Source organism: Streptomyces scabiei 87.22, from assembly GCF_000091305.1.
GTDB lineage: Bacteria > Actinomycetota > Actinomycetes > Streptomycetales > Streptomycetaceae > Streptomyces > Streptomyces scabiei.
Genome location: NC_013929.1, coordinates 6395461 through 6420152, shown reverse-complemented (window position 1 = coordinate 6420152; position 24692 = coordinate 6395461). Strand labels below are relative to the sequence as shown.

The following is a 24692-nucleotide window of genomic DNA, read 5'->3' as shown; positions in this document are numbered from 1 at the left end:
TCAGGAGGTCATCCAGTCGTGAGGACGGTCGGTCGTCAGGACGGTCGTCAGGACGCGAAGATCGTCTTCTTCTGGCGCTCGATGGACGAGAGCAGGCTGTCGACGCCCTTGGGGTCGCGGATGAACTTCTGCAGCGCCGGCTGCATCACCGTGGAGGTGAAGTCGGGGCGGCTGTCGCGGTCCATGAACTGGGTGAGGCTCTTGGCGCCCGAGATCATCTCGTACGCCTTCTTCTGCAGCGGCGAGTACGAGGAGGTGTCGGCCTTGGTGGAGGCGGCGACCACGTTCGGGTCGGCCTTCAGGTAGATCTGCTCGGCCTCGGGGGTGCCGAGGAACTCCATCAGCTTGACGGCGCCGGCCTTGTTCTTCGGGGCCTTGCTCATCATGTAGCCGTCGGTGGGGGCCTCGACGGTGTCCTGGCCGTACGCCGGGTCGATCTCCGGGAAGGCGAAGAAGTCCAGGTCGTCCAGGTCGGCCTTGTTGGTGAACTGCTGGCCCACGAAGGTGCCCAGCAGGTACATGCCCGCCTTCTTCGACACCAGGGTCTGCGCGGCGTCCTGCCAGGTACGGCCGACGGCGCCCTCCTGGTGGTAGGGGAGCAGCTCGGTCCAGTTGTCGAAGACCTTGCGGACCTTGGCGTCGGTCCAGGACGCCTTGCCCGCCATCAGCTCGACGTGGAAGTCGTAGCCGTTGGTGCGGAAGTTGAGCTGGTCGAAGGTGCCCATCGCCGGCCACGCGTCCTTGTCGCCGAAGGCGATCGGGACGAGCTTGTCCTTCTGCATCTGCTTGCACAGGGCTATCAGCTGGTCCCACGTGGTGGGGACCTCGTAGCCCTTCTCCTGGAAGACGCTCTTGCGGTAGAAGAGCGCCCAGGGGTACGTGTACAGCGGCACGAAGTAGTACTTGCCGTCCGCGCCCTTGCTGAGCTTCTGCATCGCCTCGGGGAAGTTGCCCGAGATCTTGTCCCACACGTCGTCGATCGGGCTGGCGAGGCCCTTGGCGGCGAAGAACTGCATGCGGTAGCCGGCGAACCAGTGGAACACGTCGTCCGGCGTGCCCTGCAGGTAGGAGTTGATCTGCTCCTGGAACGTGTTGTGGTCCTTGGTGTTCACGTCGACCGTGATCCCGGACTTCTTCTTGAACGCCGCGTAGATCTCGGCGAACGCCTTCTTCGGCACCGCGTCCGACGCGTTGGAGCCGAGCGAGACGGTCTTCGCGTCACCGGCCGAGCTGCCACTGCCGCCGCAGGCGCTGAGCAGGGGGACGCCGGCGCCGAGCGCCACCGCCCCGCCGACGCCGCGCAGCACGGTGCGGCGGCTCGGGCCGGGGACGGAGAGACCGGAAGGTGTGAGGTGCATGTACGGCTCCCTGGGGACAGGTCGTTCGGTCTCAATGGCCCTCGCCGGTGACTGATCGAAAACAATCAGAAACCAACTCGACCGAACATCGGTGGCCGCCATAACAGCTCTATGTCATGTCATGCGTCAAGACTTCTTGTCCCCCTTTGTTGAAACGTAATCCCTGGATGTCGAAACGTGACCGACACATACGTGAGCCACCTCACATCCCGGAGGGCCCACCCCGTGGGCCACCGCGACCGCCCGAGATCGCCCACCACGGCCGGCCGCCGCCGTCCCCGGCCCGGGCGGGCGCCGTCCCGAAGTGTTTGCGCCGGCGTATCGCCACTCCCCCGCGCCGCCGCCGCACCGGCGGCCTGCCGCCCCCCGCGGCCCCGCCCCCGTCGAGCTGGAGCCGGATCCGCACCTCGGTGCCGCCCAGCACCGACGTCCCGAGGCGGACGTCACCGCCGGTCGACTCGGCGAGCCTGCGCACGATGTCCAGGCCGAGCCCCGTCGAGCCGTCGCTGCCGGAGCCGCGCCCCCGGGCCATGGCGGCCTCGGGATCGGCGATGCCGGGCCCCGCGTCGGAGACCAGGACGATCACCGCGTCCTCGGCGTGGTGGACGTCCACCGCGAAGGCCGTGCCCTGCGCCGTGTGCCGGAAGACGTTGCCGAGGAGGGCGTCCAGCGCGGCGGCCAGGTCGGCGCGGGCGACGGGCGTGCGGACCGGGCGCTCGGCCCCGGCCACCCGCCAGACGCGCCCCTCGTCCTCCGCGAGCGCCGACCAGAACTCCATCCGCTCCCGGACCACCTCGGCCGCGTCGCACCCGGCGCCGGGCCCCGTCGGCGCCGTCCGCGGCTTGGCCTCCCGCGCGGTACGGATGATCGTGTCGACCTCCCGCTCCAGCTGCTCGACCGCCGCCCGCGTCTGCTCGGCGGCAGGCCCGTCGCCGAGCGAGGCCGCGTTGAGCCGCAGCACGGTCAGCGGTGTCCGCAGCCGGTGCGACAGATCGGCCGCCAGCTCCCGCTCGTTCGCCAGCAGTTGCACCACCTGGTCGGCCATCGCGTTGAACGCCGCCGCCGCCAGCCGCAGCTCCTTGGGCCCCTTCTCCGGCACCCGCGCGCCCAGTTGCCCCTCCCCCAGTTCCCGCGCGCTCCGCACCAGCCGCCGCGCGGGCCGGACCATCCGCACCCCGAGCCGGTCCGCCACGGCCACCGAGCCGACGATCAGCAGGGCGCCCACCCCGGCGAGCACCGCCCACGCCGTGGCGAGCCCCCGGCTCACCTCCGCGTCGGGCACGTACACCTCCACGACCGCCGTCGCGCCGGAACCGACCGCGGTGGGCTGCAGCAGCGTGGACCCGCCGGGCACCTCGGCGGTGGAGGCCCGGCCCAGCTTCCGCACGGCCGCGATGTCCCGGTCGGACGCCCGCTGCCGGCCCAGGTCGAGCGCGGGGCTCCCCGCGCCCGCCGGCAGGTGCACCGCCATCCCGTCGTCGGACCCGACCGAGGCGAGGACCCGCTCCAGCTGCTCCCGGTCGGTGGTGATGGAGAGCGCCGGTGCGATCGCGGCCGCCTCCCGCTCGGCGCCGGAGAAGGCCCGGTCCCGCGCCAGTTCCTTGACGACCAGCCCGAGCGGCACCGCGAAGGCCACCACGACCATCGCCGTCACCGCCAGACACACCTTGACCAGGGCCCACCTCATGGCCGGGGTCCCGCCCCCGGCGGTTCCAGCTTCACACCGACACCGCGCAGCGTGTGCAGATACCGCGGTCGCGCCGCGGTCTCCCCCAACTTCCGCCGCAGCCACGACAGATGCACGTCGATGGTCTGGTCGTCCCCGTACGACTGCTGCCACACCTCGGTCAGCAGCTCCCTGCGCGCGACGACCACACCGGGGCGTCCGGCCAGGAACGCCAGCAGGTCGAACTCCCGCCGGGTGAGGTCGAGCGGTACACCGTCCAGCTCGGCCCGGCGGCGCAGCGGGTCGATCGCGAGACCGCCGACCCGGATGACCGGGGAGGGGGGCGCCTCACCGGCGTAGGCGCGGGAGCGGCGCAGGACGGCCGCCATCCGGGCGGACAGGTGCTCGACCGAGAACGGCTTGGTCAGGTAGTCGTCCGCGCCCGCGTTCAGCAGGCGGACGATCTCCGCCTCGTCGTCCCGCGCGGTCGCGATGATCACGGGGACGTCCGTGATGCCGCGCAGCATCTTCAGCGCCTCCGAGCCGTCGAGGTCGGGGAGCCCGAGGTCGAGGACGACCACGTCGAACCGGACGTGCGCGACCTCGCGCAGCGCCTCCAGGGCCGTACCGACGCTGCGCACCGTGTGTGCGGCGTCCGTCAGATGCCTGATCAGCGCCGAGCGTACGAACGGATCGTCCTCGACCACGAGCACACTTGCCATGCGCCGCACCGTACGCCATGCGCAGGAGCCCGGCGGGAGCCTGTGGACAACTCACGCGGCAGCCCCGCGAGAAGGCCGGGGGCCGGACCGGTACCCCAGGTCACCAGGACACCGCCGGGGCGCGTGGGGCAGTATGGCCGCGATGCGCAGAGGACTCCTCCCCCTACTGGCCTGGCTGCTCGCCACGGGCGCGGCGGTCACGGTGACGTGGTGGGGCGTCCACACGGTGCTGGCCGGTACGGCCTACGACCCGCCCCGTGCGCTGCCCGTCGGGGCCGCCGACGCGCGGGACCGGGGCGCCACCGCGCCCGCCACCGCGACGGCCCCTCCGGAGCCCTCGAAGAGCACGGAGCCTCCGGCGCGGAAGGAGGCGGACGAGCCGTCCCCCACCCCCTCGAAGCCGCCGGGGTCCGCGAGGCCGAGCCCCGGTCCGGGCACCGGCACCCCGGCCGCCCCGGCCGCCCCGTCCGACTCGGGCCGGGTGAAGGCGTACGACACCGAGGGCGGCCGGGTGGTCCTCTCGCTCGCCGAGGACTACGCGACGCTCGTGTCGGCGACGCCCGGTTCGGGCTGGTCGATGCAGGTGTGGAAGACGGAGACCTGGATCCGGGTCGACTTCGCCGCCGGTGCGGACCGGGTGTCGGTGTTCTGCACCTGGCACGACAGCGCGCCCCGGGTGGACGTGCAGAACTTCTGAGGAGGAGCCGTGCCGCCCTCCGGGGACCGGCGCCTCCCCCGCACGCGTGCCCCGCGGGCCGTTACTTCTGGAAATCGGGACCTCAGCGGAACACCGACGACGGCGGCGCGGGAGAGGCCACCGCACCCGCGTCCGTCACGGGCTGCGCGCCGCCCGTGAAGTCGGTGAGCGCCCTGCCGTGCTCGACCCGGCCGGGATGCGGGTCGGAGGCGGCCCGGCGGGTCAGTTCGGCGACGGGGAGCGGTACCGCGGAGGCGACGAGGACCGCGTTGCCGAACCGTCTGCCCCGCAGCACGGTCGGGTCGGCGATCAGCGCCAGCTCCGGGAAGACGACGGCGGCGGTGGCGATCTGGCCGCGCAGATGCGCCAGCGGCGGACCGTCGGCGAGGTTCGCCGCGTAGGACCCGCCGGGCTTCACCACCCGCCGCACCTCCGTGAGGAACTCCGTCGACGTCAGATGCGCCGGGGTGCGCGCCGCGCTGAACACATCCGCTATGACCAGGTCCGCCCATCCGTCGGGCACCTTCGCGAGCCCCTCGCGCGCGTCCGTCGACCGCACCCGTATCCGGGCGTTCGGGTCCAACGGAAGCTCCCGTCGGACGAGTTGGACGAGGGACGCGTCCCGCTCGACGACCTGCTGGGTGGAGCGGGGGCGGGTGGCGGCGACGTACCGGGCGAGGGTGAAGGCGCCTCCGCCGAGGTGCACGGCGTGCACGGGCCGCCCCGCCGGGGCGACGAGGTCGATGACGTGACCGATCCGGCGCTGGTACTCGAACGACAGGTACGCGGGGTCGTCGAGATCGACGTGCGACTGCGGCGCCCCGTCGACCAGCAAGGTCCACGCCCGGGGCCGGTCCCGGTCCGGAAGCAGCTCGGCGAGCCCCCCGTCGACCTCCTCGACCACGACGTCGGCGCCCTGCCCACGCCGCCCCTGCCCCTTCTTCGACCTGCCCATGACCTCATTATCGGGCGCGGGGCACCCGGTGCGCGCCGGGCGGGGGGCGCCCAGCGGGTCACCGGCAGTTGTCCGCGGCCTCGATCAGCCGCGCCGCCTCGCCCAGCGCGGCGCGCAGCACCGTCGGATCGGTCGCGAGGTCCGCCTCCCCCGGCGGCAACAGCCAGTCCGCGCCCTCCGGAGGAGCCAGGACGGCCCCCCGCCCGTCGCTCTGCGTGCAGGTGCTCCCCGGCACGTCCCACGCGTCGGCCGTACCGGGCGGTACCAGGAACCCGAGGGTGTCGCAGGTGTCGTCGTGCAGCACGGGCCCGACCGTCATGACGGGCCCCATCACGTCGAGGGCGCCCCGGCGGAGGATGTCGACCGCCTCCAGTCCCTGCCGCGCGGGCACGGTCACCAGGTCGCATTCGGAACGGGGTTCGTGGTTCTTCATCCGGGCCTCCCACGCCTACCAGCCCCCTGGTCAACGCGTAGCCCCGTCAAGGGCTACGGCGAAACTGCGCCGCAAAGGATGGCAGTTCATGGCATATCCGGGATGAGATATCCGGTTTGTAGCCAAACCTCGCGTGGCGGCCTCGATCGGGCGGGTACGTTCTTGCCCCGCCGGACACAGCGGAACCAACCGTGCAGCACGCACACAAGTCCTACTGAATCCGGCATGGTTCGACGGTTCGCGAGAGAGGGCCCGGCCATGGCGTCGTCATCGGTGACCTCGTCCCAGTTCCCCCGGCCACAGCGGCCGAACCTCGCCTTCAGGCGGCTGCGCGGGCAGCGTTCGCCGGGCGAGTTCGCCTCGGCGGTACGGCGCGCCGCGCTGGAGATCGGCGAGCGGGTGAGCTGTGACGCGCGCTACGTCGGCCGGGTCGAGTCGGGCGAGATCCGCTGCCCCAACTACGCCTACGAACGGGTGTTCCTGCACATGTTCCCCGGCCGGACACTGACCGACCTGGGGTTCGCGCCCCGCGCGGAGGTGCGCGGTCGGGGGGCGCGCCCCGCCGAGGAAGCGCCCTCGCCTCGCTACGAGAGCCGCTCTCACCCCTCACCCGACGTGAGGGGTGAGACGGAAGGGACGTACGAGCCGTATGACACGCAAGAGATGTACGACATGCAGGACCCGCGGGGCGACACGGGCTATGTGCGCGGCCGGCGGGGCCCGCAGCACACGTACCGGAACCACGAGGAGAGCGACGTGCAACGTCGCGCATTCATGACCGGCGGTACCGCCGCGGTGGCGGCCGCCTCGATCGGCCCCTTCGCCCTGGCGGGCACGGCCTCGGCCGCCGGCCGTCCCGTCCACCGGGCGGGCACGGGGGAGGCGGGCGCGCTCGAAGCCGCCGTGCGCAAGATCCGGCTGCTGGACGACCGGCACGGAGCCGACGGGCTGTACCGCAGGGCCTCGGCGCCGCTGCGCGCGGCCTACGCGCTGCTCGACGCGGGCACCACCCGGCAGACCACCGCCGACCGGCTGTACGCGGGGGCGGGCGAACTGGCCATCTCCGTGGGCTGGCTGGCCCATGACTCGGGGCGCTTCGACGACGCCCGCTCGCACTACGCGGAGGCGCTCGCGACGGCCCGGATGGCGGGGGACCCGGGTCTGGAGGCGCACGCGTTCTGCAACACGGCGTTCCTCGCGCGCGACGCCGGCCGCCCGCGCGAGGCGGTACGGGCGGCGCAGGCCGCGCAGCGGGTCGCCCGGCCGCTCGGGTCGCCCCGGCTGATGTCCCTACTGGCGCTGCGGGAGGCGGGCGGCTGGGCGGGGCTCGCCGACCGTACGGGCTGCGAGCAGGCGCTGGCCCGGGCGCACGCCCTGTACGGGCGGGGCGCCGCCGAGGCCGACCCGGAGTGGATGAGCTTCTACGGGGAGGCCGAGCTGGAGGGCCTGGAGGCGCAGTGCTGGTCCACGCTGGGCGACTGGTCCCGGGCGGCCCGGCACGCGCGCCGGGCGGCCGGTCTGCAGAACCCGCACTTCACCCGGAACATCGCGCTGTACACCGCCGAGCTGGCCGACGACCTCGCGCGCGGGGGCCGGCCCGACGAGGCCGCGGCGGCCGGCCTGCGGGTCCTCGACCTGCTCGACGAGGTCCAGTCCTCCCGCGTCCAGCAGATGCTGGCGGGCACGGCCCGGGTGCTCCTGCCGCACCGCCGGGCGGCGGGGGTGGCGGCCTTCCTGGAACGGCACGCGGGGGTCGCACGGACGGCGTAGAGCGGTCCTCGGGGTCCGGCGACGGCCCGCCGGGGTCGCGTCAGTGGCCCGCCAGGTGCCCGGTGTCGTTCCAGGACTCGATCGCCGGGTCGCCATAGGCCCAGCCGAGGACCGACAGGGACGTGGGGCTGAGGCGGACCCGGGCGGCGAAGGCGAGGTCGAGGCCGAGCCAGCGCGCGGCTATGGAGCGCAGGACGTGCCCGTGGGCGAAGACCAGGACGTCGCGCTCGGCGGAACGGGCCCACGCCACGACCTCGTCCGCGCGCGCGGAGAGCTGTTCCAGGGTCTCCCCCTCGGGGACGCCGTCGCGCCACATGAGCCAGCCGGGCCGGAAGTCCTGGATCTCGGCCGGGGTCAGCCCCTCGTACGCCCCGTAGTCCACCTCCATCAGCGTGTCCCACTCGGTGGCGCGGTCGCCGAAGCCCGCCAGATCGCAGGTCTCACGCGCGCGGGAGAGGGGACTCGTCCGGATGTCGGCATCGGGCAGCCCGTCCAGGGGGGCCCGGTGCAGGCGCTCGCCGAGGAGCTTGGCACCACGCCGCCCCTCTTCGAGGAGCGGGATGTCCGTCCTGCCGGTGTGCTTCCCGAGCAGGGACCATTCCGTCTGTCCGTGCCGGGCCAGCAGGATGCGCGGTGCCATGAGCGACCTTTCGGGGGCCTTCTGCGAGAAGGAAGAATAGGGAGGCGGATGCTTCCATCATCGCTCAGGCTGTCGGAGGGCAACCCGGGAGGCGATCCCTGCGTCTTGGACATCGTCTTGCACAAGGGCCACCGCAGCACCACGCACGGATGAACACCGCGTACGGACGAGCACCGCACACAGGTGCACACCGAGGCACACAGATGGGGGAGGACGTCGGATGCCGCAGACCGAGGCGACCGAGGCACCGGTTGACAGAAGGACCGGCGCACCGGTTACCGAGGAGGCTCCGACCGCGCGGGCCCGGTGGTGGACCGAGCTGCCGCTGCTCCTGCTGGTGTACGGGGCGTACTCGGGCGGCCGGCTCCTGGCGCGCGGTGACACCGCCCACGCCGTCGACCACGGCCTGGCGATCCTGCGGTTCGAGAAGGCCCTGTGGCTGAACGCCGAGCATCCGCTGAACCGGCTGTTCACGCGGGAGCCCTGGATCGGGATACCCGCCGACTTCTGGTACGCGTCGCTGCACTACCTGGTGACGCCCGCGATCCTGGTGTGGCTGTTCCGGTCCCGCGCCGTGCGCTACCGCGCGGCCCGCACCTGGCTGCTGACCTCCACCTTCATCGGCCTCATCGGGTTCACCCTGCTCCCCACCTGCCCGCCCCGGCTGCTCGACCCGTCCCACGGCTTCGTCGACACGATGGCCCAGTACAGCTCCTGGGGCTGGTGGGGCGGCGAGGCCAGCGCCCCCCGGGGCCTGGGCGGCATGACCAACCAGTACGCGGCGATGCCGAGTCTGCACGTCGGCTGGGCCCTGTGGTGCGGGGTGATCCTCTGGCGCCTCGGCAGCGGCTCGCGCCTCGTACGGACGGCCGCCGTGGCGTACCCGCTGATCACCACGATCGTGGTGATGGGCACCGCCAACCACTACTTCCTCGACGCGGCGGCGGGCGCCGCCGTGATGGGCGTCGGTCTGCTGCTGACCCCGCTGGTGCTGCGGATCGCCGACCGGTGCCGGGCCGCGCTCGGTCTCGCGACGGCGGCGGGCACGGCGGCCGGGGACCGGTCCGGCGGCGCCGGCGGGCGGCGCGCGGAGGAGTCCGTCACTCCCGCCACCACGGCCTCGCGGGGCTCGGGTGCCCCCATTGTCAGTGGGGAGTGCCAGACTTCCCCGGGTGAGCGAATTCCACGGCAGCGGATCACCGAGCCCGAGCCGGGTGCCGTCCCCGCGGAGGCGGGCGACGGGGCTGCGGCAGCGGCTCGCTGAGCTGCGCGGACCCGAGGTCCCCCCGAAGGCGCTGGACGCGCGCGCCCTCGCCGCGCTCGCGGCCAACCCGGGCTGTGAGCGCCGCGCGCTGCTGGACGGCGCGGGGGTGAACAAGGCGGTGCTGGCCGACGCGCTCGGCTCGCCCTCCGCCTTCGGCCAGTCCCAGTTCGCCTTCATGCGGGGCAACGCCTTCGAGGCCCGCGTCAAGGCGGACGGCGGCGCGGAACTGCTGCGGCTGGTGCACGAGAGACTGGACCCCGGCGCCGGGCCGCCGGTGTCGGCCTCGGTCCCCGACCTCACGGCCGTGGGCCCCGAGGGCCGCACCGCCCGTACGGCACTGGCGCTGCGCGAGGCCACGGAGACCGGCGGCTGGACGCTGCTCGACCACCCGATGCTCGCGCTCGACGTCGCGGGCACGCCCGCGTTCCTGGAGCCGGACGCGGTCGTGGTCCACCCCGACGGCATCTGGTCGGTCGTCGAGATCAAGTCCTTCCCGATGCTCGACGGTTCGGCGGACGCGGCGAAGGTGGGCGCGGCGGCCCGCCAGTCCGCGGTGTACGTGCTGGCGCTGGAGGAGGTCGCCGCCCGGCTCGGCGGCGAGACGGGCGGGGGCGCCCCCGTGCCCGAGGTGCGCCACCGGGTGCTGCTGGTCTGCCCCAAGGACTTCACCAACCTCCCGGCGGCCGCCGCCGTGGACATCCGCAGGCAACGGGCGGTCACCCGCCGCCAGCTGGCCCGGCTGACCCGCATCGAGGAGATCGCGGACACCCTCCCCGAGGGCACCTGCTTCGCCACGGACCTGCCCCGGGAACGGCTGACGACCGCCGTCGAGGCACTGTCCGCCAGTTACGCCCCCGAGTGCCTCGCCGCCTGCGAGCTGGCCTTCCACTGCCGGGCCCGTTCCCGCACGGAGGGCGCGGTGACCTCGCTCGGCCGGGCCGCGCGCGCCGAGCTGGGCGGTCTCACCACGGTCGACGAGGTCCTGGCCGCGGCCCACGGCCGGGCCGGGGACCCGGACGACCCCGCCGTGGCCGCGCTGCGCAGGGCGGCGGAGCTGCGGGCGGAGGCGCTCGCCACCGCGGGCGCCGCCCGGGAGGGCGCCGCGTGTCGCTGATCGCCACCCTCGCCCGTCTCGAAGCCGTCAGCTCCGGCCGCGCCCAGCCCGCGGCCACCGTCCTGCACCGGCATCTCTCGGACCGCCCGCTCGTCCTCGTGCCGCTGACCACCGCCGGTGAGGCCGGGGCCCCGCTCGGCGCGCTCGTCGGCACCGACCGGGACGCGCCCCGGCTGCTGGTGGTGCCCCAGCCCCGGGACCGTGACCTGCGGTTCGCGTTCCTGGCCGAGCTGGCGGACATCGTGCTGCCGTACGTGGACTCCTACGCAGACGTGGTGGAGACGGCCGAACGTGCCGAGACCGACCCGGAGACCGGCAAGCGGGTCAAGGTCGAGGTAGAACTGTGCGCGGACGCCCCGCAGTTGATCCTGCCGAGCCGGACGGGCATCGACCTCGTACGGCTCCTCGGGCGCTCCACGCGGTTCCGGCGCACCGCCGAGCAGGACCCCGAGGCGCCGTATCCGGCGCCGCCGCGCGTGCCGCTGCTCGGGCGGTGGCTCACGCACTTCGGGGAACGCGCGCGGGTGCCGGGCTCCTCGCTGCTGCTCGCGCTCACCGACCTGCTGTCGCGGCACTGGGCGACCGGCCAGTCCGGGGTGGAGGACCAGCATCTGGCATCGCTGCTGGCCTGGATCGACCCCCCGGAAGGGGAGTCGGGCGAGGCTGCGGCGCGGCGGGCCGAGCTGGCGCGGGACGCCGAGGGGCAGTTGCTGTGCCCGCCCGCCGGGCCCGCGACCGACCCGGCCTTCGACAACAAGCTGCTGGCCCCGGCCGTCGAGCGGTACGACCGGGCGCGGCTCGCCCTGGCCGCCGCCGAGGACGGTCTGGAGGCGGACGACCGGCTGGGGGCGCTGACCGCGGCCGAGCGGGAGATCCGCGCCCTGGTCGAGAGCCGCACCCGGCCCACCTGGGACGCGGTCTGGCACGGACTGGACCTGCTGCGCGCCCTGCCGGAGGGCGCCCACGCGGCCGACCGGTGGACCCGCGACCGCTGGTCCTTCACCGGCCACCGGGACCGGATCGTCGCCGGGGAACCACCGCAGCCCCGGATCGACGACGCGGTCACCGCCGCGAACAAGCTGGCCGCGCGCGAGCGGGAGCAGGCCCGGCTGGACGCCCAGGAGGCCCTGGACGACCCGCTCGTCATGGCCGGGCGGCGGCTGGCCGGGGAGGCGTTCTCCGGTGAGGTCACGGACGTCGTGATGGCGTACAGCGAGAGCAAGCGGCCGAGCCCGCGGCCCCTGGTCACCGTGCGCACGGGGGACCGGCCGCATCTCGGGGAGCGCGCGAAGGTGTACCGCTCGCTGGGCGGGAAGCCGCAGACGGCCGAGTTCGTGGGGTACGAGGGGTACGAGGGGGACACTGCGGGCGGGGGCCCGGACGGCGGCCTCCTGGTGCTGCGGATCATGGACCGGATGGGGCGGGGCAAGGAGCCGGAGGCGGGGTCGGTCCCCGAGAAGGGCGACGCGCTCTGTTTCACCCTGTTCGAGCACGACCAGCGGGGCGGGGCGAAGCTGCCGGACCCGGAGGACACCCCGTGGACGCACGGGGGGCCGCCGGGTGAGCCCGACGCCGTGCCGCTGCCGGACCCGGTGACTGAGGAGGACGTGCTGTGACCACCACCGAGGCCGTGCTCGACCCCGGGGCCGCGGCGGGCCGTGCCACCGACGCCATCCTGCGCGACACGCTGCACGGCGACGCGCGCGGTGTCGTCGTCGACTCGCCGCCCGGCGCCGGGAAGTCGACCCTCGTCGTCCGCGCGGCGCTCGAACTCGCCTCCGCCGGGCGCCCGCTGATGGTCATCGCGCAGACGAACGCGCAGGTCGACGACCTGGTGATCCGGCTCGCGGAGAAGGAGCCCGGCCTTCCCGTCGGCCGGCTGCACAGCAGCGACAGCGACCCGTACGACAAGGCGCTGGACACGCTGGACAACGTACGGAAGTCGGCGAAGGCGGCCGAGCTGACCGGGCTGGACGTGGTGATCTCCACGGCGGCGAAGTGGGCGCACGTCAAGGGCGTCGAGCCGTGGCGGCACGCGATCGTCGACGAGGCGTACCAGATGCGGTCGGACGCACTGCTGGCCGTGGCAGGGCTGTTCGAGCGGGCGCTGTTCGTGGGCGACCCCGGGCAGCTGGACCCGTTCGCGATCGTGGGCAGCGAGCAGTGGGCGGGGCTGTCGTACGACCCGTCGGCCTCGGCGGTGTCGACGCTGCTGGCGCACAACCCCGGCCTTCCCCAGCACCGGCTGCCGGTGTCCTGGCGGCTCCCGGCGTCGGCGGCGCCCCTGGTGTCGGACGCGTTCTATCCCTTCACCCCGTTCCGCAGCGGCACGGACCACGGGGACCGGCGGCTGGGGTTCGCGGTGCCGTCGGACGGTTCCGGTACGGACCGGGTGATCGACGAGGCGGCCGAGTCGGGCTGGGGACTGCTGGAGCTGCCGGCCCGGCACACGCCACGCACCGACCCGGAGGCGGTGCACGCCGTCGCCCTGGTCGTACGGCGGCTGCTCGACCGGGGCGGGGCGGCGGTCTCCGAGCGGTCCGAGGAGCCCGTGCCGCTGACCGCCGACCGGATCGCCGTCGGCACGGCCCACCGCGACCAGGCCGCCGCGGTGCGCGCGGCGCTGGCCGAGCTGGGCGTCACCGACGTGGTCGTGGACACGGCGAACCGGCTGCAGGGGCGGGAGTACGACGTCACGGTCGTCCTGCATCCGCTGTCCGGCCGCCCGGACGCCACGGCGTTCCACCTGGAGACCGGGCGGCTGTGCGTCCTCGCCTCCCGGCACCGGCACGCGTGCATCGTGGTGTGCCGGGCGGGAGTCGACGACCTGCTCGACGACCATCCGTCGACCGAACCCGTGCAGCTGGGGGTGACCGTGAAGTTCCCGGACGGCTGGGAGGCGATGATGTCGACCTGGGCCCACTGGTCCGAGCACCGGGTGAGCCTGCGGCCCTGACCGCGCGGGATGCCGGTGCCCGGCTCGGGGGGCGTGGCACGGGGCGTTCCGGCGGACGCGAGCGGGGCGGCGCTCCCGGGCGCAGGTGTGCGGGGGGCCGCGGATGGAAAGCCTGGGCAGGGTCGGTGCCCACTTGCGCGGTCACGAGACAATGGACGGTGGCCCTCCACCCGGGACACCCCCGGGACCGGCCCACCGAACCGTCGTACGAGGAGGAGAAGACATGGCGGAGCCCACGCCGCGTCGGAACGAACCGCGGCTACGCCCCGCGCCCCTGCTCTTCGAGCCGGCGGAAGCGGCCGGCGATCCCGAGCACTTCTTCGACCTGGAGTCGATCGACGATCCCCGGGCGCTGCTGTCGCGGGCGACGGAGCTGGCGCAGGCGTTCCGGGCGGCGGCGGACCGGGCCGTGGAGTTCCAGGCGATCGCGGCGGCGCAGCTGGCGGACCCCCGACGGTTCGACCGGCTGACTCCGGCGGACATCGCGGAACGCGCGGAGTGGACCGAGGACTACGCCAAGAAGATGGTGGAGTACGGACGGGAACTGCAGCGGGGGCGGGACGCGAGCGGGCCGGAGTCCCTCTGACCGTCGCCCCTCCGGGCCGGGCGGCAGCGGCAGCGGTGGGCGCGAAACAGCTCCTGGCATATGCCGAGCGGGCAAGATACCCCACTTGCCCCCCTCACGTCCCAGTTTCCGGCAACCGCCCGGGGTCGGGCGCTCACGGGCGGTAGACCTGGAGGCATGAGCGCTGGAGTGGGGACGGGCAGGTACCCGCAGGACGGGGACGACGTCGCGGGGGTCACGGCGGACGGGGCGGCGTGGCTGGCCTCGGCAGGAACGTATCCGCGCAGCACCCTGACGCTGTGGGAGGAGCGGCCCTCGGCGCCGGTGGTGCTGCCGTGCGGGTCCGTCTTCGACGTCGTCAGCGTGCCGGCGATCTTCGGGCGGCGCATGCTGGACCGGCTGTGGGACGAGGGCCCCGGCTCGGGCCCGGTCGCCGTCTACCGGGGGCGCATGCTGCTGTTCGCCTCCCCCGGCACCGCCCACCGGCTGCCCACCCTGCTGGCGTGGGAGGAGTGGGGCGCCCCGGGCCGTACCGGCGCCGTCCCTCCCCTGCTCTGTCACGGCACGGGCGACGCGGTGACCGTTCCCGCCGTGCTCCGCACCGAGCCCGAGGACGGTGGAACCGGCGCCGGCGAGGGCCGCGGCGGCACACCGGACGCGCCCGGGACGAGCCGCCTCGGATCACGCTGGCTCGTCGCCCCGGACACCCTCCGACCTTGGCTTCCGGGGCCCGAGGTACTGCTCTGGGCGGCCGTCCGGGCAGCCCGCGCGAGCGCCCGTGCGACCGTGCGCGTATCGATTTTTCCTCCCACCGATCAGGGTGCTAAGGTCTACGACGTCAGCAGGCGCCGCTAGCTCAGTTGGTTAGAGCAGCTGACTCTTAATCAGCGGGTCCGGGGTTCGAGTCCCTGGCGGCGCACGACACGAGAGAGGCCCCTCGCGCAAGCGAGGGGCCTCTCTCGTTTGCCTCGCCCCGCCCCGCCCCACTTCCCGCCCCACCCCCCTACCGCTCCGTCGTGATCCGTACCGTCCACGCCCCCGTGGCCGTACGCCCCTCCACCGCCACCCGCACACCGTCGCCCGGCACCGAGAAGCTCTCGCCCACCGTCACCGGCGCGTCCGCCAGCGGCGGGTACACGGACTCGTCCCAGCACGCCTCGGTGCGCGGATGGGCGTCGACGACCTCGACGGGGCCGCTGCCCGACTCGGTGCCGCCGCGGATGCGGTAGACGAGGACGCCCTGCGTGCAGACGGCGGCGTCGTTGCCCACCGCCCCCCGCGCCTCGATCGCCAGCGCACTGTCCGGGCCGGTGCGGACGACCGCCAGCTTCGTCCCCCGCCCGGCGCCGGGGGCCGGAATCCCGGCCGGGGCCACCCCGCCGACCGCGCCCGCTCCCCCACCGCCCGCCGCGGCCTCGGCCTCCCCGTCGTACGCCCCTCCCGGTCCCGCCCCCACCGCCTCCATCGTCAGCCGGGTGCTCCCCGCCCCCCGCACGCACGTCACCTGACCCGGCTCCAGCCAGCCCAGCTTCCACTTGTGCCAGGCGAACAGGTCCGGGGCGAGGGCGAACTGGCTGCCCATGAGGTCCCAGTCGCCGACGTGGGTGTCCCAGTCGCCCTTGCCGTCGGCGGGTCGGCGGTAGAGGTCGGGGAGGTCGAAGACATGGCCGGTCTCATGGGCGAGGACGAGACGGTCCGGCGGATGCCGCTCGAACACGGTGACGACCCGGCGCAGTCCCGTGCCGTCGATCTCCAGCGGCGTCTCCAGGTTGACCACCTTCGTCGCGTCCGAGTCGACGCCGGGCGCGTGCGGGTCGGCGACGAAGTACACGATGTCGTAGCGGGAGAAGTCGACGTGCGGGTCGGCCGTGGCGAGCGCGTCCCGGAGGTAGGCGGCCCGGTGCGTCGCGTTCCAGTCACGTCGTATGGCGTACGCCGTCGACGGCCTGGGCATCTCCAGCCACTCCCGGCGCGGATGGGGGTGGAGTGCGAACTTGCCGTACGACGCGCGCGCGAAGAACTCACTGGTGGCCGGAAAGTGATCCGCGGTCAGCTCCGCCGGTGTGGTGAGAGGGGCCGCGTCCGGGAATGACAAGAATACGAGTACGGCGTCGAGGTCGCGGGTGGGGCGCGGATACGCGGAGTTCCAGGTGTCGAGGCCCTCCGAGTGGTGCGCCTGGGTGCGCCGCAGCGTGCACGGCTCCGACAGCGGTACGGCGGAGGGAGCCGCGATCAGGGAGGTCGCGGCGAGCGCGGCGAGGGAGGTGAGCATGGCCGCAGTGCTGCGCAGCACGGGCGCCCGGTCGCCGAGGAGTTCCTTCCAGAGGAGCGGACGCTGCACGGAGACCTCCGGATGCGGATCTTGTGGACACCGCGTCCAGATTTTCTGAATTAGTAGTACTTTGCCCTGTTTGCCTGCACCAGAAGGGTGAGGGAGAGGCGGGAAGGAGCCGGATGACCTCTGATGGCCGACACCCCGGACACTCACGGAACGTCACAAGCGGTCGACGGAACGGGGAAGCCGTTCACCTCGGGGCAGAAACGATCTGCCAGATCAGGTCGTTGTTCAGGGAGACTGGAGAGTGGCTGGAAGGCCTTCGGGGCAGCCTCTATGATCGGCACACTTTCCTGCACGGACACGGCTTGAGCGCCCCTACGTACCGGTTCGGCCGCTCCGACGAGACACATGAGATCCGTACGAAAACGAGTGCACTGCGGGAGCGAACGGTGAGCGGAACGTCCCAAGGGCCGGCGCCCGCGGCAGACCTCGTCCGGCCGGCGATCACAGAGCGTCACGCCAATGCGTCAGTTCAGGCGTCCCGGCCGTCGGAGGAGAGTCCCACGGCCCCCGCCGCCTTCTCCGTCGCGCCCCTGGCCATGGCCGTCGTGGACCGCGACGGACTGGTCGTCACCGCCAACGGGGCGATGGGGACGCTGCTCGGCACGGGCACAGAGCCGCTGACCGGACGGGTCGCCGCGGATCTGGTGGACCTCGCCTCGGACACCCGCACCTGGCACGCCTACCGCGAGGTGCTGCGCGGCCGGCAGGCCCGGCTGCGCTGTACGCGCCGGCTCAAACAGCAGGACGGCGGCTGGCTGTGGGTGCAGGTGTCGGTGGCGCCGCTGCCGGAGGAGGAGCGGGCGGTGCTGCTGTCGGTCACCGACATCAGCGCCCACCGTCAGCTTCAGGCCAGGCTCCGCCATCTGCAGATGCACGACCCGGTGACCCGGCTCCCCAACCGCACCCTGTTCTTCGAACAGCTCTCCGCCGCCCTCGAACGGGAGGGGTACGACGAGGTCGGCACCGGCCGGATCGGCCTGGTCTATCTGGACCTGGACGGGTTCAAGGCGGTCAACGACACCCTCGGCCACCGGGTCGGCGACCGGCTCCTCGCGGCCGTCGCCGAGCGGCTCACCCGGTGCGCCGACGAGGCCGCCCTGCTGCGCAAGCCCGGCACGCCCGCCGGGGCACCGCTGGTGGCCAGACTCGGCGGCGACGAGTTCGCGCTGCTCGTGGAGGACTCCACCGGAACCGAACAGCTCGCCGACCTGGCCGACTCGGTCCTCAAGGCGCTGCAGGCGCCCTTCGACCTGGCCGGTCAGCGCTTGTCCGTCTCCGCGTCGATCGGGGTCGTCGAGCGGCAGTCGACGAGCACCACGACGACGGGGCTGATGCAAGCCGCCGACACCACGCTGTACTGGGCGAAGGCCGACGGCAAGGCCCGCTGGACGCTGTTCGACCCGGAGCGCAACGCCCACCGGATGACCCGTCAGGCCCTGTCGTCCACCCTGCGGGCGGCCGTCGGGCGGGGCGAGTTCGTCCTGGAGTACCAGCCGCTGGTGGGCATGGCGGAGGGTGAGGTGCGCGGGGTCGAGGCGCTGGTGCGCTGGCATCACCCGCAGTTCGGCCTGTTGACGCCGAATCGGTTCATCTCACTGGCCGAGGAGGACGGCTCGATCGTCCAGCTCGGGCGGTGGATCCTGGCCACCGCCTGCCGGCAGGCCCGCCGCTGGCAGACCGACCATCCCGACCGGGCACCGATCTTCGTCAGCGTGAACGTGGCCGTCCGCCAGGTCTGGGACTCCGACCTGGTCGCCGACGTCGCCGAGATCCTGGCGGAGACCGGCCTCGCCCCGCATCTGCTGCAGCTGGAGCTGACCGAGTCCGCGCTGATGGGCTCCGCCGGCCGCCCCCTCCAGGCCCTCAGGGCCCTCAGCGACATGGGCGTACGCATCGCCATCGACGACTTCGGCACCGGGTACTCCAACCTGGCGTACCTGAGCCGGCTGCCGGTGTCGGTGCTGAAGCTGGACGGGGCGTTCGTACGCGGGTTCCAGTACGAGGGCGGGGAGGAAGGCGCGGGTCCCGGTGCGGCCGGGCCCGAGGCCGACGACGTCGAGGACTCCGGGCAGCCCAGTCCCGCCGACGAGATCATCGTCGAGGCGCTCGTCCAGCTCGCCCACCGGCTCGGGCTGTCGGTCACGGCGGAGGGCGTGGAGACGGACGCGCAGGCGTCCCGGCTGCGCAGGCTCGGCTGCGACACCGGGCAGGGGTGGCTGTACTCCCGCGCGGTGTCGCCGGAACGGATCGCGGAACTGCTGGGGGCCGCGGCCTGTCCTCAGGCCTGATCCTCGGTGCGCGGCAGGTCGTAGGCGTCCGCGATCAGCTCGTAGGAGCGCAGGCGCAACTCGGCGCTGTGGGCGTGGGTGGTGAGCATCAGCTCGTCGGCGCCGGTGCGCTTGTGGAGGTCGTCGAGGCGCGTGCGGACCTCGTCGACGGTGCCGTGCACGACGTCGGCGTTCCAGGAGTCGATGAAGTCCCGCTCCACCGCGCTGAACTCGTACGCCTCCGCCTCCTCCGGCGTAGGGACGAGGCCGGGGCGGCCGGTGCGCAGCCGGACCATGTTGAGCGCGGCGGCCCTGACCTGGCGACGGGCCTCCTTCTCCTCGTCGGCGGCGAGGGCGGAGACGCCGATCAGCGCGTACGGGGCGTCGAGGACCGGTGAGGGGCGGAACGACTCGCGGTACAGGTCGAGCGCCGGGATCGTGTTCCGCGCGGAGAAGTGGTGGGCGAAGGCGAAGGGAAGGCCGAGGGAGCCGGCCAGGCGGGCGCTGAAGCCGGAGGAGCCGAGCAGCCAGACCGGCGGGCGGTGCGGGGACTGGACGCCGCCGGGCGAGGTGGCCTGGACCGGGCCGGGGACCGCGTGGATACGGCGGTAGGGGTGGCCGTCGGGGAAGTCGTCGTCCAGGAACCGGGTCAGCTCCGCGAGCTGCTCGGGGAAGTCGTCGGCGCCCTCGTGCAGGCGTGCGGAGCGGCGCAGGGCGGCGGCGGTGGCACCGTCCGTGCCGGGGGCGCGGCCGAGGCCGAGGTCGATACGGCCGGGGGCCATCGCTTCGAGGGTGCCGAACTGCTCCGCGATCACCAGGGGGGCGTGGTTGGGGAGCATCACGCCGCCCGAGCCGAGGCGGATGCGGGTGGTGTGGGCGGCGAGGTGGGCGAGGATCACGGCCGGGGAGGACGAGGCCACGCCGGGCATGGAGTGGTGCTCGGCGACCCAGTAGCGGTGGAAGCCTCGGCGCTCCGCCTGGCGGGCGAGGGTGACGCTGGTGCGGAGGGCGTCCGTGGCGGTGCGGCCGGCGCCGACGGTGACCAGGTCGAGGACGGAGAGGGGGAACGGGGCGGTGCCCTTGGTTTCGCCTCGTATCTCGTCTGTGGTCACGGTGGGGCCTCCTGGGGCGGGTGGGTGGTGCGGGGGTGCGGGGGTGCGTCCCCGGTTAACAGGAGGGTGACTCCGGTTATTCCCTCGCCCCCGCCAGCCCGGTGGGGGCTTCTCGCGCAGTTCCCCGCGCCCCTGGACGAACAGGCCGCGGGCCGTTCGTCCAGGGGCGCGGGTGGTCATACCTGGACGATGGGTTCCCTGGTGAACAACTGGCCCAGCTGGGGGGCGTTGATCCTTCGGTCGGTCAGCCTCAGGGCCTCCCAGAGCGTGACCTGGTGGGCGGTGAGGACCGGTTTGCCGAGTTCCTTCTCCAGGGTGGGGAGGTGCGAGACGGTGTGCAGGGCCGTGTCCGGGAGGAGCAGGGCCTGCGCGTCCCGGTGGTCGCCCGCGCGGGCGAGGGCGAGGGTCTCGTCGAGGCCCCAGGTGGCCACCTCCGCCGTCGTGACGAGGCCGGCGCCCCGTACGACGGGTAGAACCTCGATGCCGGCCACCGCCAGGAAGTCGACGAAGAGGCGGGCCACGTCGTCCGGGTAGGTCGCCGCGACGGCGACCCGCGTGGCGCCGATCTCCCGGGCCGCGTGGGCGAAGGCGAAGGACGTGGAGGAGGCCGGGAGGCCCGCCGCGCGGGCGAGCGTCCGGATCTGCTCGTGGGCGCCTTCGTGGCCGTGGACGAAACTGCCGCTGGTGCTGGCCCAGACGACGGCCTCCGCACCGGACAGACGCAGGGCCTCGCAGCCGGCGGCCAGCCGTTCGGGGGTGCCCATCGCACGCAGGGCGTCCAGCCGGTGGGCGTCCTCGCCCGTGTCGGTGTGCACCACGTCCACCCGGATGTCGCTGCCGAGCAGTTGCTCCATCCTCGGATAGTCGTCCTCGGCGGAGTGGCCCGGATAGAGGAAACCGAGTGCGGTCATGCCCAACCTTCCTGTTCTTCCGGCAGTACCGGCGGTGGCGGAACGGGTCCCGCACCGAACGGCAGCCTGGCCGACTCGTCGGGCAGAGCCTGGTACGGACCCACCGCCCGGGTACCCAGATGACGCAGTGCCGCCCACATCGTCACCTGGTTGGCCGACGGGCGTGGATGTGCCCGGTGGGGCCATGACGGCCCCATCGCGGCAGGAGACGTTCACGAGGACCACCGGCCTCACGGAGAGAGAGGTACGGACGACAGAACGTGCGCAAGTCCGTGTTGACGACAGTGAATTCGGATGCGAGCGTGGTCGATCAGTGCATGTCACACGCGTCTCGTGGGGTGACCGGTGTCCTCTCTCGTCCCTTCCTCTCCCGTGGCCTCGTCGCGGCGCCCGCGCCTCCTCGTCCTCGACGCCGAGCCGCACCCCCGGCTCGGCCGGCTCACCGGGCGGGTGACGGTCGAGTACGCCGACGCCACGACGCTGGCCGAACGGCTGCCGTCCGCCGATGTGCTGCTGGTGTGGGACTTCACCTCCCGTGCGGTACGGGACGCCTGGCCGGGCGGCGGCCCCCGGCCGCGCTGGGTGCACACGGCGAGCGCGGGTGTCGACCATCTGCTCTGCCCCGAACTGGTCGCCGACGAGGACGTGGTGGTGACGAACGCGCGCGGGGTCTTCGAGGCGCCGATCGCCGAGTACGTCGCCGCGCTCGTCCTCGCCATGGCCAAGGATCTGCCGCGCAGCGGGGAGCTGCAGGGGCGGCGGGAGTGGCGGCACCGGGAGACGCTGCGGGTGGCGGGCGGCCGGGCGTGCGTGGTGGGGTCCGGGCCGATCGGGCGGGAGATCGCGCGCCTCCTCAAGGCCCTCGGTCTGCACACGGCCCTGGTCGGCCGGACCGCGCGGCCCGGGGTGCACGCTCCGGAGGATCTGGACCGGCTGCTGGCCCGCGCCGACTGGGTGATCGCGGCCGCGCCGCTGACGGAGGCGACGCACGGCATGTTCGACGCCCGGCGGTTCGGGGTCATGCAGCCGTCCGCACGCTTCGTGAACGTGGGGCGCGGGCAGCTCGTGGTGGAGGACGCGCTCGTGGAGGCGCTGCGCAAGCGGTGGATCGCGGGGGCCGCGCTGGACGTCTTCGCGCGCGAGCCGCTGGGCCCCGACGACCCGTTGTGGGAGGTTCCCGGACTGATCGTCTCCCCCCACATGAGCGGGGACACGGTGGGCTGGCGGGACGAACTCGGCGCCCGGTTCGTGGAGTTGTTCGAGCTGTGGGAGGCGGGCAGACCACTGCCCCACGTGGTCGACAAGAAGCTCGGGTACGTGCCCGGCCCCGCATGAGGTGCTGACCCCGGGTGTACGGACCGCCACGGACCGCCACGGCCGTGGCGGTCCGCACACCCGTCCGGCCGACGCGCGTGCGTGAAGGACCGGAAAAGACCTGGCATACCCGTTGCCGCCTCGGGTAGCCGCGCGGCCATGGCTCGATTGCACGCACACGACAGGAACGGCCGGCGTCCCAGCAGACCCGGCATCCCCCGCCGTACCCTGCTCACCGGCACCGCCGCCCTGGTCGGCACGGGCGCCGCGGTGGGGGCGAGCAGCGGATGCAGCCGGGTGGCGACCGCGGACACCGGCGACGGCGGGCAGCTGCTGCAGCAGCTGCGGGCGAGGGGCACCGTACGGCTGGGTATCGCCGGCGAGCAGCCGTACGGCTACATCGGCAAGGACGGCGAGGTCACCGGCTCCGCGCCGGCCATCGCGCGGCGGATCTTCCGCCGGCTCGGCGTGGATCACGTCGAGCCGTTCCCGACCGAGTTCGGATCGCTGATCTTCGGCCTGAACTCGCTGCAGTTCGACGTGGTCGCCGCCGGGATGTACATCAACCCGGAACGCTGTGAGCAGGTGCTCTTCGCGGACCCCGAGTACCAGATGAAGGACGCCTTCATCGTGCCCCGGGGGAACCCGAAGAAGCTGCGCACCTACGCCGACATCGCCCGCACCGGCGCCCGGATGGCGACCGGCATCGGCTACGCGGAGATCGACTACGCCAAAGAGGCCGGGGTGAAGCACATCGACACCCTGCCGGACCAGCTGGCCGGTCTCCTCGCCGTCGAACAGGGGCGCGTCGACGTCTTCGCGGGCACCGCCGTCACCGTGCGCAACGTGGTGAAGCAGACCGGGAGCACGAAGGCGGAGGCGACCGACGAGGTCACCCCGGTGATGGACGGGAAACCGGTCGTCGACGTCGGCGGCTTCGCGTTCCGCATGCCCGAACGGAACCTGCGGGACGCCTTCAACCGCGAGCTGCACCGGATGAAGCGGAGCGGGGAGCTGCTGGAGGTCATGCGGCCCTTCGGGTTCACGAAGGACCAGATGACCGACATCAGAGCAGAGGAGAAGTGCCGCGCATGAGCGCCTTGGACGAGACGGCACCCGTGCGTGCCGTCGACGGGGTGACCCTCGCCGGTCCCCTGGACGACTTCGCCTTCAGCTCGGGTCTGTGGGAGCTGCTGCTGCGCGGTGTGTGGATCACCGTCCAGCTGACCGTGTACGGCGCGGCCCTCGGCGCCGCCGTCGCCTTCGCCGTGGGGCTCGCCCGGCAGCACCGGCTGTGGATCGTGCGGTTCGTGGCGGGCGCGTACTTCGAGATCTTCCGCGGCACCTCCGCCCTGGTGCTGATGATCTGGGTGTTCTTCGTGGTGCCGCTGACGTTCGGCTGGCAGCTGGTCCCGATGTGGGCCGCCGTGCTCACCCTGGGCTGCACCTACGGCGCGTACGGCTCGGAGATCGTGCGCGGCGCGGTGGCCGCGGTGCCGGCCGCGCAGCGCGAGGCGGGGGTGGCGCTGAGCTTCACGCCCGCCCAGCGGATGCGGAAGATCGTGCTGCCCCAGGCCTGGCCGGAGATGGTCCCGCCCTTCTGCAACCTGCTCATCGAGCTGCTGAAGGGCACCGCGCTGGTGTCCGTACTGGGCGTCGCCGACACGACCTTCGCCGCCCAGCTGGTGCGCAACGCCACCGGGCAGAGCGCACCGGTCTACTCGGTGATCCTCGTCATGTACTTCGTCCTCGCCTTCGCCATCACCCGGGTGATGCGGCAGGTCGAGCGGCGGGCCAAGGCCGGTGTCGGCCGGGCCCCCCGCGGGGACGTCCCCGCCCCGCGCGAGGCCGTCGCCGGGCGGCCGCGGGATCTGGCCGGAGCGGGTGCCGCAGCAGGTGGCGCCGGAGCGGCCACGAAGACATCGGCCCCCGGAGGTGCCTCATGACGTGGGACTGGTCCACGCTGGACGACTTCATGCCGGCCTTCCGGGACGGCGTCCTGGTCACGCTGCAGGCCCTGCTCTGGGGTTCGCTGCTCGCCTTCTCCCTCGGTCTGGTCTGGGCGCTCGCCCAGCGCTCGTCGCTGAAGGCGGTGCGCTGGCCGGTCAAGGCGGTCACGGAGTTCATCCGCAACACCCCGCTGCTGGTGCAGCTGTTCTTCCTCTTCTACGTGCTGCCCGAGTGGGGTCTGACCCTGTCCGCGCTGGCCACCGGCGTGCTCGGCCTCGGTCTGCACTACTCGACGTACACCGCCGAGGTGTACCGCGCCGGGATCGACGGGGTGCCCGCCGGGCAGTGGGAGGCGGCGACGGCGCTCAGCCTGCCGCGCTCGCGCACCTGGACCGCGGTGATCCTGCCGCAGGCACTGCGCCGGGTCGCGCCCGCCCTCGGCAACTACGTCATCGCGATGCTGAAGGACTCGCCGATGCTGATGACCATCGGTGTGCTGGAGATGCTCGGCGAGGCCCGCCAGTTCGGCTCCCGGACCTTCCAGATGAACGAGGCCATCGTGACCGTCGGCATCGCCTTCATCCTCATCGCCTACCCCGCCTCCCTCCTCCTGCGAGCCCTGGAGCGTCGTCTTGTCCGCTGACACCCCGACCGACA

22 protein-coding genes, 1 tRNA gene and 1 pseudogene are annotated in these 24692 nt (G+C 73.3%); 14 read left to right on the top strand and 10 right to left on the bottom strand.

Going from position 1 to position 24692, the window contains the following annotated elements:
• Positions 1 to 47: 47 nt before the first annotated feature.
• From SCAB_RS27530 to SCAB_RS27520, 3 genes are all read right to left on the bottom strand, one after another.
• Positions 48 to 1358 carry an ABC transporter substrate-binding protein gene (locus SCAB_RS27530; RefSeq protein WP_173402911.1) on the bottom strand — a complete coding sequence of 437 codons (1311 nt, stop codon included), beginning with the start codon at positions 1356 to 1358 and terminating at the stop codon, positions 48 to 50.
• Positions 1359 to 1560: 202 nt separating this feature from the next.
• On the bottom strand, positions 1561 to 3045 hold the full coding sequence (locus SCAB_RS27525) for a sensor histidine kinase (protein ID WP_013003359.1): 1485 nt from the start codon (positions 3043 to 3045) through the stop codon (positions 1561 to 1563).
• Positions 3042 to 3746 (bottom strand): response regulator transcription factor, encoded by a 705-nt coding sequence (locus tag SCAB_RS27520; protein ID WP_037729531.1) that lies wholly within the window; start codon positions 3744 to 3746, stop codon positions 3042 to 3044. Before SCAB_RS27520 ends, SCAB_RS27525 begins: the two co-directional genes overlap by 4 nt.
• Before the next feature lie 133 nt (positions 3747 to 3879).
• Here SCAB_RS27520 and SCAB_RS47565 point away from each other — a divergent pair, with 133 nt between their 5' ends.
• The gene (locus SCAB_RS47565; RefSeq protein WP_013003357.1) at positions 3880 to 4443 is read left to right on the top strand and encodes a hypothetical protein; all 564 of its coding nucleotides are present in this window, start codon (positions 3880 to 3882) and stop codon (positions 4441 to 4443) included.
• A gap of 82 nt (positions 4444 to 4525) precedes the next feature.
• Here the strand turns inward: SCAB_RS47565 and SCAB_RS27510 are convergent, their stop codons facing one another.
• Together SCAB_RS27510 and SCAB_RS27505 are read right to left on the bottom strand one after the other, a co-directional pair.
• Positions 4526 to 5398: a spermidine synthase gene (locus tag SCAB_RS27510; protein ID WP_037729529.1), complete on the bottom strand. Its 873-nt coding sequence runs from the start codon at positions 5396 to 5398 to the stop codon at positions 4526 to 4528.
• 58 nt (positions 5399 to 5456) lie between these two features.
• A complete protein-coding gene (locus tag SCAB_RS27505; RefSeq protein WP_013003355.1) occupies positions 5457 to 5831 on the bottom strand; it encodes a hypothetical protein in 375 nt (124 codons plus the stop codon).
• 258 nt (positions 5832 to 6089) lie between these two features.
• Here SCAB_RS27505 and SCAB_RS27500 point away from each other — a divergent pair, with 258 nt between their 5' ends.
• Positions 6090 to 7601, top strand: coding sequence for a hypothetical protein (locus SCAB_RS27500; protein WP_013003354.1), 1512 nt, complete (start codon positions 6090 to 6092; stop codon positions 7599 to 7601).
• 40 nt (positions 7602 to 7641) lie between these two features.
• Here SCAB_RS27500 and SCAB_RS27495 read toward each other — a convergent pair whose 3' ends face one another.
• Positions 7642 to 8241: a histidine phosphatase family protein gene (locus tag SCAB_RS27495; RefSeq protein WP_013003353.1), complete on the bottom strand. Its 600-nt coding sequence runs from the start codon at positions 8239 to 8241 to the stop codon at positions 7642 to 7644.
• A 220-nt stretch (positions 8242 to 8461) separates the two neighbouring features.
• On the opposite strand from SCAB_RS27495, the gene SCAB_RS27490 reads away from it, so the two are divergent.
• The 7 genes from SCAB_RS27490 (at position 8462) to SCAB_RS27465 (ending at position 15059) form a co-directional block, all read left to right on the top strand.
• Positions 8462 to 9505: a phosphatase PAP2 family protein gene (locus tag SCAB_RS27490; protein WP_013003352.1), complete on the top strand. Its 1044-nt coding sequence runs from the start codon at positions 8462 to 8464 to the stop codon at positions 9503 to 9505.
• Positions 9456 to 10619: a nuclease-related domain-containing protein gene (locus SCAB_RS27485; RefSeq protein WP_013003351.1), complete on the top strand. Its 1164-nt coding sequence runs from the start codon at positions 9456 to 9458 to the stop codon at positions 10617 to 10619. The genes SCAB_RS27490 and SCAB_RS27485 overlap by 50 nt, the downstream gene beginning before the upstream one ends.
• On the top strand, positions 10610 to 12235 hold the full coding sequence (locus tag SCAB_RS27480) for a hypothetical protein (protein ID WP_013003350.1): 1626 nt from the start codon (positions 10610 to 10612) through the stop codon (positions 12233 to 12235). Before SCAB_RS27485 ends, SCAB_RS27480 begins: the two co-directional genes overlap by 10 nt.
• Complete coding sequence (locus SCAB_RS27475) at positions 12232 to 13575, top strand: AAA family ATPase (RefSeq protein WP_013003349.1); 1344 nt, start codon at positions 12232 to 12234, stop codon at positions 13573 to 13575. The genes SCAB_RS27480 and SCAB_RS27475 overlap by 4 nt, the downstream gene beginning before the upstream one ends.
• A gap of 223 nt (positions 13576 to 13798) precedes the next feature.
• On the top strand, positions 13799 to 14161 hold the full coding sequence (locus tag SCAB_RS27470; RefSeq protein WP_013003348.1) for a hypothetical protein: 363 nt from the start codon (positions 13799 to 13801) through the stop codon (positions 14159 to 14161).
• A gap of 156 nt (positions 14162 to 14317) precedes the next feature.
• Positions 14318 to 14995 carry a bifunctional DNA primase/polymerase gene (locus SCAB_RS44055; RefSeq protein ID WP_086022889.1) on the top strand — a complete coding sequence of 226 codons (678 nt, stop codon included), beginning with the start codon at positions 14318 to 14320 and terminating at the stop codon, positions 14993 to 14995.
• A tRNA-Lys gene (locus SCAB_RS27465) sits at positions 14986 to 15059 on the top strand. Before SCAB_RS44055 ends, SCAB_RS27465 begins: the two co-directional genes overlap by 10 nt.
• A gap of 84 nt (positions 15060 to 15143) precedes the next feature.
• Here SCAB_RS27465 and SCAB_RS27460 read toward each other — a convergent pair.
• Positions 15144 to 16481, bottom strand: coding sequence for a M6 family metalloprotease domain-containing protein (locus tag SCAB_RS27460; RefSeq protein WP_013003346.1), 1338 nt, complete (start codon positions 16479 to 16481; stop codon positions 15144 to 15146).
• 386 nt (positions 16482 to 16867) lie between these two features.
• On the opposite strand from SCAB_RS27460, the gene SCAB_RS27455 reads away from it, so the two are divergent.
• A complete protein-coding gene (locus SCAB_RS27455) occupies positions 16868 to 18769 on the top strand; it encodes a putative bifunctional diguanylate cyclase/phosphodiesterase (RefSeq protein WP_013003345.1) in 1902 nt (633 codons plus the stop codon).
• Here SCAB_RS27455 and SCAB_RS27450 read toward each other — a convergent pair.
• The 3 genes and pseudogenes from SCAB_RS27450 to SCAB_RS48665 all read right to left on the bottom strand — a co-directional run.
• On the bottom strand, positions 18760 to 19860 hold the full coding sequence (locus SCAB_RS27450) for an LLM class flavin-dependent oxidoreductase (protein WP_013003344.1): 1101 nt from the start codon (positions 19858 to 19860) through the stop codon (positions 18760 to 18762). The two genes, SCAB_RS27455 and SCAB_RS27450, sit on opposite strands and share 10 nt — an antisense overlap.
• A 176-nt stretch (positions 19861 to 20036) precedes the next feature.
• Positions 20037 to 20771 (bottom strand): maleate cis-trans isomerase family protein, encoded by a 735-nt coding sequence (locus tag SCAB_RS27445; protein ID WP_013003343.1) that lies wholly within the window; start codon positions 20769 to 20771, stop codon positions 20037 to 20039.
• Positions 20768 to 20938: pseudogene (locus SCAB_RS48665) on the bottom strand (decarboxylase); the annotation flags it as partial. The pseudogene SCAB_RS48665 and the gene SCAB_RS27445, both read right to left, overlap by 4 nt.
• Before the next feature lie 205 nt (positions 20939 to 21143).
• On the opposite strand from SCAB_RS48665, the gene SCAB_RS27440 reads away from it, so the two are divergent.
• The 4 genes from SCAB_RS27440 (at position 21144) to ehuD (ending at position 24678) form a co-directional block, all read left to right on the top strand.
• Entirely contained in the window at positions 21144 to 22106 is a 963-nt protein-coding gene (locus SCAB_RS27440; protein ID WP_013003342.1) for a D-2-hydroxyacid dehydrogenase, read from the top strand.
• A 138-nt stretch (positions 22107 to 22244) separates the two neighbouring features.
• On the top strand, positions 22245 to 23180 hold the full coding sequence (gene ehuB, locus SCAB_RS27435) for an ectoine/hydroxyectoine ABC transporter substrate-binding protein EhuB (RefSeq protein ID WP_013003341.1): 936 nt from the start codon (positions 22245 to 22247) through the stop codon (positions 23178 to 23180).
• Positions 23177 to 24031: an ectoine/hydroxyectoine ABC transporter permease subunit EhuC gene (ehuC, locus tag SCAB_RS27430; protein WP_013003340.1), complete on the top strand. Its 855-nt coding sequence runs from the start codon at positions 23177 to 23179 to the stop codon at positions 24029 to 24031. The genes ehuB and ehuC overlap by 4 nt, the downstream gene beginning before the upstream one ends.
• Positions 24028 to 24678: an ectoine/hydroxyectoine ABC transporter permease subunit EhuD gene (ehuD, locus tag SCAB_RS27425; RefSeq protein ID WP_013003339.1), complete on the top strand. Its 651-nt coding sequence runs from the start codon at positions 24028 to 24030 to the stop codon at positions 24676 to 24678. The genes ehuC and ehuD overlap by 4 nt, the downstream gene beginning before the upstream one ends.
• Positions 24679 to 24692 lie beyond the last annotated feature (14 nt).